The organism is Moraxella osloensis, assembly GCF_001553955.1.
GTDB classification, from domain to species: Bacteria; Pseudomonadota; Gammaproteobacteria; order Pseudomonadales; family Moraxellaceae; genus Faucicola; species Faucicola osloensis.
Genome location: NZ_CP014234.1, coordinates 1,396,821 through 1,409,391, shown reverse-complemented (window position 1 = coordinate 1,409,391; position 12,571 = coordinate 1,396,821). Strand labels below are relative to the sequence as shown.

Sequence of the window (12,571 nt, the reverse complement as noted above, 5' to 3'; positions counted from 1 at the left end):
AAAGCCACAAAAAAATCCATCTCGCTATGAGATAGGGTTGTGTTAGCCGTAAAAGTTGCAAATTCCTAAAATCAATCTGCTAAAATGTAACCCTATTTCAATATTTAAATATAATCACTAAAAAGCTGATAAAAAATGTCCCAAATTCATTACCAGTTCGATTTTAAAAAATTCCGTGAACACCTTGTCGATGTCACGCTTACGTTTACTGCGGACAATGACGACCCAATCGTTTGGCTACCTGCTTGGATTGCGGGCAGTTATATGATTCGAGAATTTAGCAAACACATTACGGCTGTCACCGCCACCATTCATCACCCCAACGCCAATAACAATCAACGGCTTAAAAAACTTGATAAAAACCACTGGCAAATCCACGCCAAGCAAGGCGACCGTATTAGCGTCACTTATGAAGTCTATGCTTATGACTTATCCGTGCGTGGGGCATATGTCGATGAAACTCGCCTGTACGGCAACTTCACCTCCCTGGCTTTAGCGGTACAAGGGCAAGAAAACCAAGCGATTAAAGCCGAACTCATTTGCCCGCAAGACTTTTATGAGGTAAACGGTGTGGAAGTCAGCCTAGCCACTGCCTTACCGGAAAAAATGCACCAACAAGCCGAACAAACCATCTATCAGCTAACTGCCGACAACTACGAGCAACTCACCGACAGCCCATTTGAAATTGCTGAGCAAGACGAATTTTGGTTCGATGTAAAAAGTGGCGAAAACACCATTGCCCACCGATTTGTGATTTCTGGTGTACACCACAGCGACCTTGAACGGCTAGAAACTGACCTTAGCAAAATTTGTCAAAGCTATGTCGATTGGCTCGGTGATACGCCGTTTGATGATTATCTGTTTATGACCATAGCAACTTCAAGCGACTATGGCGGGCTTGAGCACCTTGCCAGTACCAGCTTGATTACCCCACGAGATGACCTACCCACATTTTTTGAACAAGCTGAGCCAAGCGAGAGTTATCAACGCTTTTTGGGCTTGTGTAGCCATGAATATTTTCATGCGTGGTGGGTTAAAACCGTGCGTCCCGAAGTCTTTTTAACCGCCAATTTTAACCAAGAGACCTACACCACCTTGCTATGGGTGTTTGAAGGCTTTACCAGTTATGTGGATGATTTTATGCTACAAAAAAGCGGGGTTATTTCTCAACATAGCTATCTAAAGCTACTTGCTGAACAAATCAATCGCTACTATCAAACCCACGGACGCGCCTTGCAAAGCGTGGCAGAATCAAGCTTTGATGCGTGGATAAAGCTATATCGTAGCGATGAGAACACCGCCAACGCCGGGATTAGCTACTACAATAAAGGCGCGCTGGTGGCGTTATGTTTAGACTTGACTTTGCTAAACCATGGCAAACGTATTTTTGATGTGATAAAAGTTTTTTATGACAAAGCCAAAGCCCAAGATAATCGCCGTTTTGGTATGACGGACGCCAATCTAGATGACGTCATGAATGAATGTTTACCCAAAGAGGTTTGGCAAGATTTTAGAGCCAATTATATCGACGGCACGACAGAATTACCGCTATTTGAACGGTTGTCAGAACAGGGTGTGAGTATTGAACAAAAAGACGATGATATTACTTGGGGCATGAAATATATGAGCGAGCCTACGGGGTTAAAAGTGCAACGTGTTGTGCGAAATAGCCAAGCCGCCGCTGCAGGGATTTCTGCTAATGACGTCATCGTGGCAATTGATGGGTTAAAGGCGAGCGAAAAATGGCTCAAAGCCACTGCCAAAACCCAAACAATTAGTGAAGACCCTGCCGTGTGCCATGTATTTCGCCGCGATGAGCTGCTCGTGCTTGAAGTGCCACCCGTGAGCGACACGCATGTTAAACAACCGCAAAAATGGACGCTGTTAGCGGGTGAAAATACAAGCCTTACAAAATGGCTGCAGTGGAAATAACTTGCAAACATAAAGCAAATCTAGTAAAATTCGGCTTCCAATTTTATCAATCCATCCTGTGTTGGCTTTAATCGGTTGGGTGTTTGGGTGAATTTTTAGCAAAATAAAGATTCGTGCCACGCATACTAACTGCAGACCAAAGGGCAGGATAATGACTAGAGACCTAACCATGCGCCCAGATATCCATCCAGATTATCAAGAAGTTTTATTCCACGACACCAACGCTGACGTTTACTTTTTAACTCGCTCGACTATCAAATCAAAAGTAACTCGCGAATACGAAGGTAAAGAATACCCATACGTCGCACTCGATATTTCAAGTGCCTCACACCCATTCTACACCGGCGAACAACGTAAAACCCAAAACGAAGGTCGTGTGGCAAGCTTCAACAAACGTTTCGGCGCATTTGCAGGTCGTAACAAAAAATAAGTTTAATCGCTTATTATCAAAAACCCTTTGCAACTGCGAAGGGTTTTTTTATTGGATAAAATGGGACAGTACGAGACAGTCCCTAACAATACGACAAAAAAAGCTCACCGAAGTGAGCTTTTTTTGGATTTATTTGTTTAGGTTTAATAAGAATGAATTTTTACGTTTTTGGGTAGTAACAATTCTTTTTTGAGTGGCAACTGCGGTGATAACTCAAACAAGGCGCGGCGATATACATTACGTTTAAATGCCACCACTTGGTTAAGTGGATACCAGTAACTGACCCATTCCCAGCGGTCAAATTCAGGTTTTGCCGTATCAAAACGGATATGTTCTACATTGTTCTCATCTAGCTGGAGCAAAAACCATTTTTGTTTTTGTCCAATACACAAAGGATATTGTCCTTGTCGTACAAAACGTTTTGGCAACCGATAACGAAGCCAATTTTGGGTTTGTGACAACACTTTGACATGCTGAGGATACAGTCCGACTTCTTCCCACAATTCCCGATACATTGCATCAAGCGGCGTTTCACCAAAATCAATGCCGCCTTGTGGAAACTGCCAAGCATCGTGACCCACGCGTTTTGCCCACAGTACTTGCCCGTGTGTATTTGCCAAGATGATACCTACGTTGGCTCGAAAGCCGTCTGCATCAATCATGACGATTACCTTCAATTTAATGGTTAAAATCGGCAGGTAATCACATTATCAAGTTTTTTGGGTCGCAAGGTTTACGCATATCCTTGCAGACCATTATTAAAGTTTTGGTCAATCAAATCATCGGGAATAAACCCATCTCATACCAACAGACGCTTATTTTATTATTATTGCTAAAAAACATGGACAATGTAATCACTGCCTTTATTACCGACTATTAAACCAGTTTTTATGTCAAAAGTGTAATGTTTATTTGCTATAAATTGTTTCACGGACATAAAAAGCGCATAATATCCCTTGATTTTATACAAAATATTTTTTTAAAAATTATAAGCATCTGGGAGCAATATGAAAGCAACGGTAAATTGGTTAAAAAACGAAGACATTAATTTTGAAGCTGTGACTGAAAATGGCAATAAAATCATCATGGATTCAACCGAGAAATTGGGTGCCAAACCCATGGAAATGGTTTTGATGGGGCTTGGCGGCTGTGCCAGTTATGATGTGGTCAGTATCCTGCAAAAAGCCCGTCAGGCGGTGAGCGACGTTGAGTGTCAGTTATCGGCTAAGCGTGCCGACACGATTCCTGCAGTATTTACTGATATTCATTTGCATTTTGTGGTCAAAGGTAGCGCCATCAAAGAAGCGCAGGTTAAAAAAGCCATCGAATTATCGGCAGAAAAATACTGCTCAGCCAGTCGTATGCTAGAAAATGGCGGTGTCAAAATCACCCATGACTACGAAATCATTGATGAAACCCCTAGTGAAATGACTGATAAAACGGTTAAAGGGTAGGGAATAACGGCATGTTTTCCTATTTGAGTGCTGTCCCTGCCACCAATAGCAGTGTGGTGCTGGCAATGATGGTTGCCAGTTTATTGCCCTTGGTGTTTGCGATATTGGCAAAAGTCTTTGGCGGATTTAAAAGCAAAGACAATGCCAATCCGCGCGAGTTTTTGGGTAAACAAACGGGCGCGGCAGCGCGTGCCCATGCCGCGCAGCAAAATAGCTATGAAACCTTGCCGGTATTCTTGGCTGCGGTGATTGTGGCGTTGCTATTTTTTGTACCGCTGTCAGTGGTGACCCAGTTGGCATGGTTGTATGTGATATTACGGATTATTTATGGCTTGGCGTACATAGCCAATTGGGCAACTTTTCGCTCAATTATTTGGTCGCTTAGCCTAGCTTGTCCGCTGATGTTGTTTTATTTAGCGATACGATTGAGCTAATTTGCTATGAGCAATCGCCAGTTTGGGATTGTGCTTGCAACATCGCAACAATGGTCTCAAGCTGTTTTTGCTTTTTGACCGTTTGCCAAAGCTCGCTGGCTTCTTCATAGCCTTGGGTCAACATACCAAGCCACTGTTTGTAACGTCCCACCAGCATATTGTCGCTACGGGCATGTCCTTGCAAAAATGCAATTTGTAGCTTAAGTAGCGCGTGCCAAGCCATATTTTCTGCCCTATCACCTTTATCCATCGCTTTGATTTGATTGACCAAATCAGGACGAGTAACCGCACCACGTCCGAGCATGATATGTGGGGTGTTGGCTTGTTTGCGGCAACGCATGGCTTGCTCAGTCTGCCAAATCTCACCATTGGCAATAATGGGTAATTTTAACCGCTGTGTTAGGGGCGCGATTAACTCCCAATAGGCAGGGGGTTTATAGCCTTGGGTTTTGGTACGGGCATGGATAGTCAGCCAACTGGCATTGGCTGATTGCACCGCATCGCCGATTTCTTGGGTGAGTGAGGTATCTTCATAGCCGAGTCGGATTTTTGCTGATACAGGCGTAGCCGATGGCACGGCTTGGCGTACTGCATGGATGATTTGATACAAGGTTTCAGGTTCGGTGAGCAACACCGAGCCACCGCGGTGACTATTGACAGTTTTAGCAGGGCAACCAAAGTTAATATCAATGGCTAACGCACCAAGCTCGACCGCTCTGATGGCATTACCCGCCATCAAGTCAGGCTCACTGCCCAATAACTGTACATGTACTGGCGTGCCGTGAATAGTTTTGCCTTTTAAATTATCCTCATGCAAAAGTTCGGGTACAAATTTATAAAACACATGCGCGGGTAGGACGTGCTGGGTGACGCGAATAAACTCACTGACCGTCCAGTCGTAATGCCCGATACTGGTTAAAATATCCCGCATCAATGGGTCGGTCAGTCCTTCCATCGGCGCAAGGACGATTTGCGGCTTGGTAAAATCGGGGCTAAATTGCGATAAGTGACTAGCCATAAATCACCTTTTTATCTTTGAGTCCGTGAATCAAATCTTGAATATTAAAAATATCCAAATTTACCTTGGCGCGCGTACAGGCGACATACAGCAGTCGCAACTCTTCGGGGGAGATTTTTACCGCCTGAGAAGTCACATCATAATAAAAATCATTGTCAATCTGCACCCGTGACCATTCCAACCCTTTGGCTTTATGCGCGGTAGAGATGATATAGTCGGCTTTGTCCAGTGTGGTCAAGCTATTGATTGCTTGGTTTAGCGTCTCGGTGCCATGTTCATCGACCAGTTTGACGAGGGTTTTTAAATCGCTGCCTTCGCTCGTCTCGCTATAATCCTGCACGTCGCGCCAATTATTAAAGTAGGCAAGCTCAGGCACACCATAAGCCGCTTGTCCTTTTTTTAGCCGTTCGGCAGATTGACTAAATTTGAGCAAACGCTCTGTATCAGCTTGTAGCGCAACTTTATGTCCCATTTTAAGCCCAGATAACAGATTGACCATCGCACTGGCATTGGTACGGCAAAGAATGGCATCTTTTTGACCATGCACCATACTTTTGCCTAAGGTAGACGCCATCGCAGGATTACCGCGCAGTGGCACCTCTTCTTGTAGCGCTTTTAAAAACCCATTCGCCACATCGGCAATTCGGTCGCCAAATCGAAACGATTGGGTGAGCAAAGTTTGTGGTAGCGGCAGGCGCTTCATGGCATTGACAGCGCCGCGCCATTCATAAATTTGCTGATGCGCGTCACCCACATAGATAACTTGGTTGGGCTGATTGGACAAAATCCCCATCATCAAGGGGTCAGCATCTTGCGCTTCATCAAATAAGATAAAATCCGCAGGAATCACCGGTTTGGATAGCGCCCAGAGTTTGAGATAAATATCATGCCCAATCCCCGCAGGGTGGCGCGGGTCAATCGACTGCTGCCAGCGCCGCTCTACATACGGGTATAAGGTATCGCGCAGCTGCTCAGCTTCACTGGCAACCAACCAGTCAGGAAACTGCAAATGGCGCGGCGCGGGGTAACTGGCATGGGTACTACAAAACGTGCTCACCGCATCGGAGACAAATCGCGCTTGTCGCTCTGGCGTTAAGGTCACAAACTGGCTTTTGCCTTCAATTTGGCGTTTGACTTGCACAGGGGTCAAGCCCAAATCTGAGGCGAGGCGACTGGGCGAAAAACGCGGTAGCTGCAGCTTTGCGGTGATATCGCGAGCGGTATGACGAAATGCCAATGAGTGAAAAGTGCGACAGTCGACATGGTGGGGGAATTTACGCTGGGCTTCTGAAGCAATCGCTTTGTTAAATGCCAAATAAATCCCGCGACCGCGCAGCTGATTGCCAATCAGATTAAGCGTGGTGGTTTTGCCTGCGCCTGCATACGCTACCACCTTAAACGACTGGCGTGTGAGTGCCATATCGACAGCCTGCTGCTGCTCGATAGTGGGATGTTGGGCGTTAATGGGATTTGACATACGCGATTTGCTAAAAGAAAAGTGAGCTATTTTAGCAAAATTTGGCAGTTTTTGCTGAACTTATACACGTTTGCTGATTAAGATGATGCATCTTGTGCGGCTTGTTGGTCTTGGCGAATCAGCTGTTTTTCTTTGATGAGCAAACGCGCCATCACCAGTCCCAACTCAAACAACAGCCACATCGGAATCGCTAGCATCACCATCGATAAGCCATCAGGTGGGGTGACAATCGCAGCAATACCGAAACAACCGACAATGATGTAACGCCGTTTTTGCGCCAAGCTATCCACTGTCACCACGCCAGCCAGCACCAGTAGCAGCGTCAACACAGGAATCTCAAAGGTTGCCCCAAACACCAAAAACAACTTGAGCACAAAATTTAGATAGCTTTCGATATCGGTCATCGGTAGCACATTGTCGGGGGAGAATTTGATAAAAAAAGCCAGCACGCTTTTGAGCACGACATAATAGGCAAACGCAATCCCCAGATAAAACAAAATCACCGATGACAATAGCACGGGTAGGGCGATACGTTTTTCATGCTTATACAGCCCTGGTGCGATAAACGACCAAATCTGGTACAAAATATACGGCATCGCCAAGATAACAGCCAGATACAGCGTCAATTTAATCGGTGCCAAAAATGACGAGGTGATATCGGTTGCAATCATAGAAGAATTGACTGGTAACAACGCCGTTAACGGGGCGGAAAAAATATCGTAGATTTCCCGCGAAAAGCCCGCCAATGCCAAAAAAATCACCAAAACCGCCGCAAAACCATGAATCAAATGACGGCGCAGTTCAATCAAATGCTCAGTGATGGGCATATCTACCAAAGTGTTGTCTTGCGATGGTTTATCATCTTTAGCTTGTTCAATGGCTAATTGTTCAGGCGTTTTTTTGGTTTTGATAAGCTTAATCACTGGGCAACTCCACCCAAACTTGGCAACTGGTGCAGTAGCGGATCGGCTTGATAATTGGGTAAAAATGGTGGATTGGGAAGTCGTCTGACACGGTCATAATCACTGAGCAAAAACCAACGATAATACATTGGCTCAGTGGCAGCGAATAGGGCTTCATGTAAGTTTTTAGCCACTTCATCGGCTTCGACATCAGCCTCTAGACTCAGCAAATAATCGTCTACTTTGGTTTCTACCAGATAAGACTCGTCAGATGGATTGTTTGGTGAAAGCGCGGTGCTATCATTTGTTGGCTCAACTAAATGATTGGTTGTTTCATGACTAGGTGGTTTATGACTGGGTGCTTCACGACTGGTTTGTTCAGTGGGTAGGCTAACTGCGTTAGTATCATGACCAAGATTAAGGGTTGTATCAGCCGACTGGGTATTGTGAGCTTGCATCGAAGGCACTTTGCCATGTTGCTGTAGTTCGCTCACACTGCTGCGAAGGGCTTCCATCTCACGTTTCATATCAACTTCAGCTTGGCGAATTTTTTCCAGCTCAAGCTGCATTTGCTTGCGCGTTTCGGCAAGGTCAAGCTCAGCTTCAATTTCTGATTGCAGTGTTGCAACCGTACGGCGGAATTTGGCATACCACTGACCTGCAGTACGCGCCGCTTGGGGGAGTTTTTCAGGGCCCAGCACAATCAGTGCAATCGCCCCAAATAACAGTATTTCGGAGAAACCTATATCAAACATAACAACCGTGGCAGCTAGGGATTAAAAACCAAAGAAAAAGTAACGACTAGGGTTTAAACGTTATGTTTATCTTGTTGGGTCTGCGTGGTATTGAGTTCAGCTTTTTCGTGTTCAAGGACACGGTTTTTGTTCAGATGCTGTTCGTTTTCATCTTTGACCGCATCTTTAAAGCCTTTAACGGCACCACCCAAATCTTTACCGGCATTTTTCAGTTTTGAGGTGCCAAAAATGACCACAACAACAACCAGTAAAATTAACCAATGTGTGATTGAGAAACTACCCATGAGAATATCCTTTGATTAACCTTGACAATAGGGGTGAGGACCATATGAATTTGCAGTGTAACACATAACCATTGCGTTGACATAACTGTGCAAAAAACGGTGTGAAACACGGCGAATTTTTTGCACTTTTAGCCAGCAACACTCAGGAATTATCGACTGTTTAGTGGCGTTTACTTAAGGGCGCTCACTTAAGGGCTATTACTTAAGGGCTATTACTTAAGGGATTTGACGTGCGGCTTTTTCGTCGATACCCGATAAGCCAAAACGTCTTGCCAATTCATTGGTGACAGCCCAAGACGGTATATTAAACCATGCCAATGTGACCATTGTGTGAAACCAAACATCAGCAATTTCATACACCAAATCTTTCACCGCCGTATCATCGGCGATGGCTTCATAGGGGGTATCGTTGGCAATGTTGATATCTTTGGCAGCGATAATGGCTTCGGTGGCTTCTTCACCGACTTTTTCTAAGATTTTGTTGATACCTTTATGGTATAAGCTTGCCACGTATGAGCTATTAGGATTGGCATTTTTACGCCCAATCAATACTTCATCTAACGCGGTTAAAATATCCGCTGACGTCGTAGCGGTTTGTGTCGCATTGCTTGTTTGGGTTGGATTGCTTGAAAGCGGCGAGTGCTTATGAGTCGGTTTGGCGTTGTCACCATAAATCGCATCAGGGTCTTTGATGACTGCATCCGTGATTTGCCATTGTAGCTGTCCGTGGTCATCGGCAAGCAGACGATAAAAACAGGACTGCCGACCCGTGTGGCAAGCAATCCCCCCCACTTGGGTGACTGACAGCACAATCACATCAGCATCGCAGTCTAGGCGGATTTCATGGACTTGCTGAAAATGCCCAGAGCTTTCGCCTTTGTGCCATAATTTACCGCGAGAGCGTGACCAATACACTGCTTGCATTTTTTCGGCAGTCAGGCGTAATGACTCGCGATTCATCCATGCCATCATCAAAATGCGCCCTGTATGAAAATCTTGAGCGATTGCAGGCATAAGCCCATTGTCATCAAATTTTAGTGTATCTAGCCAATCCATATTCACGCCCTGTATCATACTATGCAAGCCCTAGCCAAAAAAAAGCACCCATCAAACGATGCGGGCATTTATCATAATTCATCAAGCCCTAAATCTCAAAGGGTTTCACATCTAAGGCTTCTTTGATGGCAGCTGATAACGGGATTTCTTGGCTTTGACGATAGTCATACGCCACAAAGCCCATTTTGGCATACGCCACCAATGACCCATCAAACATCCGCGAGACTTTAAACACAAAATCACCACCCAAATCGGTTAAATGCTGTACGCCAACCTCAAACAACAGTTCTTCACGCGCCCGTGCCCGATCAAGGATTTGGGTCTCGATATGATTAATGACCAAGCCTTGGTACTCAGCATTAACTTCCTTAATACTTTTTGAATATAAAAAACGAAAACGGGCTTCGGTAAGCAATGCCACCAAATTTTCAACCGTTAAATGTTGTGCTAATCCAATTTCGGTATTGCGCACGCGCATGACGGTCTCAAACACGAAATGGGCAACTTCAATATTTGTGCTTAACGTTGACAAGAATTGTAACCTCATGATGTTGATGAAATAGCATTACACGTTAAACTTTACAAAAGCCTGCGAACGATAAATACCTTAAGGTTAAACGAACTAACGCAAACTGTGTCCAAAATAGGGCTTACTTATCACTTTTAGCCAACTGAGCCCCAGTTTTTGTAAATTAAGTTGTTAACTTAATTAAGGTAATCTCATGATAGGTTTGCCAAGTAATTTATGATAGATGATTGATATCATGGATTTTTTTAAAATCTTATAAAAACTGACCGGATAAAAATCTACTATAGTAAAGAAATGTTAAAGTAGCATGAATAAAATGGATGTCAAAGAAAAAATTAGTTTTAACAATTGCGTGCATTCACCAATGATTTTTGATAAAATACCGCCTCCCACCTCAAGGCAAAAAATCCAGTGTGATGAGGATTTTTTGACAAACAGGTTAACTTCACTTGATAAAGATGTTTAATCTTTGTCAAAAACGAACAAGAGGCTATCATGAAATTAAAAACTCGCCGTGGTGCTGCCAAGCGTTTTAAAAAAACTGGTAACGGTATCAAACGCAAACAAGCATTCAAACGCCACATTTTGACCAAAAAATCTCCTAAGCGTATCCGTCAATTACGTGGATGCAAATTGGTACACGTGTCTGATGAGAAACGTGTTTACCGTATGTGTCCTTACCTATAATTTATGATAAACATAAGTTCACAGGTATTCAATCAACTGATATTACAAAACTTTAGGAGTAAATTATGGCTCGTGTAAAACGTGGTGTACAGGCAAATCGCCGTCATAAAAAAGTATTGGCTCGTGCAAAAGGTTATTACGGTGCGCGTTCTCGTGTTTTCCGTGTTGCTGTACAAGCAGTTACCAAAGCTGGTCAATATGCGTATCGTGACCGTCGTAACAAAAAACGTTCATTCCGTCGTTTATGGATTGCACGTATCAACGCGGGTGCGCGCTTAAATGGCTTAAGCTACAGCCGTATGATTAACGGTCTGAAAAAAGCCAGCATCGAAATCGACCGCCGTGTATTAGCAGACATCGCTATGCATGATGCGCAAGGTTTTACGGCATTGGCAGAAAAAGCAAAACAAGCACTGGCTGCTTAATTTGTTTTAAAGCAATTTTTCAAAAAGCCATTAAGTGCAAGCTTAATGGCTTTTTTTATCGCCATATTTTAGTTAAAATGCCTATCACTATTGATAACCAAGATTGCAACGCTCATGACAGAAATAACGACTGACAAACTTATCCAATATTCTGAAAATTTAACCGATATCACCCAAGACCAATTTACCCAATTTGTTCAAGATGCCAAAGCCTTAATCAGCACCGCACAAAACCCCCAAGACCTACAAAACATCCGCGTGACTTTAACCGGCAAAAAAAGCCATTTGACCACCTGGTCGAAACAGCTGGGCGGACTCGATGCCGACGGCAAAAAGACCATTGGTGGTATGCTGCATCAAGTACGTACCCAAATCAATGACAGCCTACAACAAGCGCAAAGCGATTTAGATGCCAAAGCCTTGGCTGCCAAACTTGCCAGCGAATCCATTGACATCACCCTGCCTGCACGTGGACAACAAGCGGGTAATTTGCACCCTGTCACCATGACCGCTGAGCGTATGCAAGGGTTTTTCCGTCAAGCAGGTTTTGAAGTCGCAACAGGCCCTGAAGTTGAGAGCGACTACTACAACTTTGAAGCGCTAAATATTCCAAGCCATCACCCAGCGCGCGCCATGCACGATACCTTTTATTTTGAAAAACAGCATTTTAATGCCAATTATGTGTTACGTACCCATACCAGTTCGGTGCAAATTCGCACCATGGAAAAAGGCAACCTGCCGATTCGTATCATCTGTCCAGGACGCGTGTATCGCAACGACAGCGACCAAACGCACTCGCCGATGTTTCATCAGCTTGAAGGTTTGTATGTCAGTGAATCGACCAATTTTGCTGAGTTAAAAGGCTTGATTCATGAGTTTTTGCAGGCGTTTTTTGGTCGCAAGCTCACGGTGCGTTTTCGCCCGTCGTATTTTCCATTTACTGAGCCGTCTGCGGAAGTGGATATCCTTGCCGATACTTATGCAGGTGGGGGCAAGTGGCTAGAAGTGATGGGCTGCGGTATGGTGCATCCAAAGGTATTGTCCGATAGCGGTATTGACCCGACCAAATACCAAGGTTTTGCATTTGGGATGGGGATTGAGCGCTTTGCCATGCTGTATTATGGGGTGAATGATTTGCGCTTGTTCTATCAAAATGATGTCAGATTTTTAAAGCAGTTTGCTTAGGGG

15 protein-coding genes are annotated in these 12,571 nt (G+C 44.4%); 7 read left to right on the top strand and 8 right to left on the bottom strand.

Annotated features, from left to right (window positions below):
• The first annotated feature begins 135 nt into the window (after positions 1-135).
• Both AXE82_RS06145 and AXE82_RS06140 read left to right on the top strand, forming a co-directional pair.
• Positions 136-1,932 carry a M61 family metallopeptidase gene (locus AXE82_RS06145; protein WP_062332608.1) on the top strand — a complete coding sequence of 599 codons (1,797 nt, stop codon included), beginning with the start codon at positions 136-138 and terminating at the stop codon, positions 1,930-1,932.
• Between the two features lie 169 nt (positions 1,933-2,101).
• Positions 2,102-2,362: a type B 50S ribosomal protein L31 gene (locus AXE82_RS06140; protein WP_036596085.1), complete on the top strand. Its 261-nt coding sequence runs from the start codon at positions 2,102-2,104 to the stop codon at positions 2,360-2,362.
• A gap of 143 nt (positions 2,363-2,505) precedes the next feature.
• Here AXE82_RS06140 and AXE82_RS06135 read toward each other — a convergent pair whose 3' ends face one another.
• Positions 2,506-3,024 carry an RNA pyrophosphohydrolase gene (locus tag AXE82_RS06135; RefSeq protein ID WP_036596083.1) on the bottom strand — a complete coding sequence of 173 codons (519 nt, stop codon included), beginning with the start codon at positions 3,022-3,024 and terminating at the stop codon, positions 2,506-2,508.
• A 345-nt stretch (positions 3,025-3,369) separates the two neighbouring features.
• Here AXE82_RS06135 and AXE82_RS06130 point away from each other — a divergent pair, with 345 nt between their 5' ends.
• Together AXE82_RS06130 and AXE82_RS06125 are read left to right on the top strand one after the other, a co-directional pair.
• Positions 3,370-3,816 (top strand): OsmC family protein, encoded by a 447-nt coding sequence (locus AXE82_RS06130; protein ID WP_062332605.1) that lies wholly within the window; start codon positions 3,370-3,372, stop codon positions 3,814-3,816.
• An 11-nt stretch (positions 3,817-3,827) separates the two neighbouring features.
• The gene (locus AXE82_RS06125) at positions 3,828-4,250 is read left to right on the top strand and encodes an MAPEG family protein (protein WP_036596077.1); all 423 of its coding nucleotides are present in this window, start codon (positions 3,828-3,830) and stop codon (positions 4,248-4,250) included.
• 4 nt (positions 4,251-4,254) lie between these two features.
• On the opposite strand, the gene AXE82_RS06120 is transcribed toward AXE82_RS06125, so the two are convergent.
• The 7 genes from AXE82_RS06120 to AXE82_RS06090 all read right to left on the bottom strand — a co-directional run bounded on the left by AXE82_RS06120 (position 4,255) and on the right by AXE82_RS06090 (position 10,274).
• Complete coding sequence (locus AXE82_RS06120) at positions 4,255-5,268, bottom strand: tRNA dihydrouridine synthase (protein ID WP_062332602.1); 1,014 nt, start codon at positions 5,266-5,268, stop codon at positions 4,255-4,257.
• On the bottom strand, positions 5,261-6,745 hold the full coding sequence (locus AXE82_RS06115; RefSeq protein ID WP_062332600.1) for a UvrD-helicase domain-containing protein: 1,485 nt from the start codon (positions 6,743-6,745) through the stop codon (positions 5,261-5,263). The genes AXE82_RS06120 and AXE82_RS06115 overlap by 8 nt, the downstream gene beginning before the upstream one ends.
• Positions 6,746-6,822: 77 nt before the next feature.
• On the bottom strand, positions 6,823-7,572 hold the full coding sequence (tatC, locus tag AXE82_RS06110) for a twin-arginine translocase subunit TatC (RefSeq protein WP_257619698.1): 750 nt from the start codon (positions 7,570-7,572) through the stop codon (positions 6,823-6,825).
• Positions 7,573-7,664: 92 nt separating this feature from the next.
• Positions 7,665-8,402, bottom strand: coding sequence for a Sec-independent protein translocase protein TatB (gene tatB / locus AXE82_RS11890; RefSeq protein WP_065252160.1), 738 nt, complete (start codon positions 8,400-8,402; stop codon positions 7,665-7,667).
• A gap of 53 nt (positions 8,403-8,455) precedes the next feature.
• Positions 8,456-8,686 carry a Sec-independent protein translocase subunit TatA gene (gene tatA / locus AXE82_RS06100; RefSeq protein ID WP_007117213.1) on the bottom strand — a complete coding sequence of 77 codons (231 nt, stop codon included), beginning with the start codon at positions 8,684-8,686 and terminating at the stop codon, positions 8,456-8,458.
• Between the two features lie 216 nt (positions 8,687-8,902).
• Entirely contained in the window at positions 8,903-9,742 is an 840-nt protein-coding gene (hisIE, locus tag AXE82_RS06095) for a bifunctional phosphoribosyl-AMP cyclohydrolase/phosphoribosyl-ATP diphosphatase HisIE (RefSeq protein ID WP_237049445.1), read from the bottom strand.
• Between the two features lie 88 nt (positions 9,743-9,830).
• Positions 9,831-10,274 (bottom strand): acyl-CoA thioesterase, encoded by a 444-nt coding sequence (locus tag AXE82_RS06090; RefSeq protein WP_082741428.1) that lies wholly within the window; start codon positions 10,272-10,274, stop codon positions 9,831-9,833.
• 489 nt (positions 10,275-10,763) lie between these two features.
• Here AXE82_RS06090 and rpmI point away from each other — a divergent pair, with 489 nt between their 5' ends.
• From rpmI to pheS, 3 genes are all read left to right on the top strand, one after another.
• Positions 10,764-10,958, top strand: coding sequence for a 50S ribosomal protein L35 (gene rpmI, locus AXE82_RS06085; protein ID WP_036604595.1), 195 nt, complete (start codon positions 10,764-10,766; stop codon positions 10,956-10,958).
• A gap of 65 nt (positions 10,959-11,023) precedes the next feature.
• The gene (gene rplT / locus AXE82_RS06080; protein WP_007117209.1) at positions 11,024-11,383 is read left to right on the top strand and encodes a 50S ribosomal protein L20; all 360 of its coding nucleotides are present in this window, start codon (positions 11,024-11,026) and stop codon (positions 11,381-11,383) included.
• Positions 11,384-11,497: 114 nt separating this feature from the next.
• Positions 11,498-12,568 (top strand): phenylalanine--tRNA ligase subunit alpha, encoded by a 1,071-nt coding sequence (gene pheS / locus AXE82_RS06075; RefSeq protein WP_062332587.1) that lies wholly within the window; start codon positions 11,498-11,500, stop codon positions 12,566-12,568.
• The last annotated feature ends 3 nt before the right edge of the window (positions 12,569-12,571 follow it).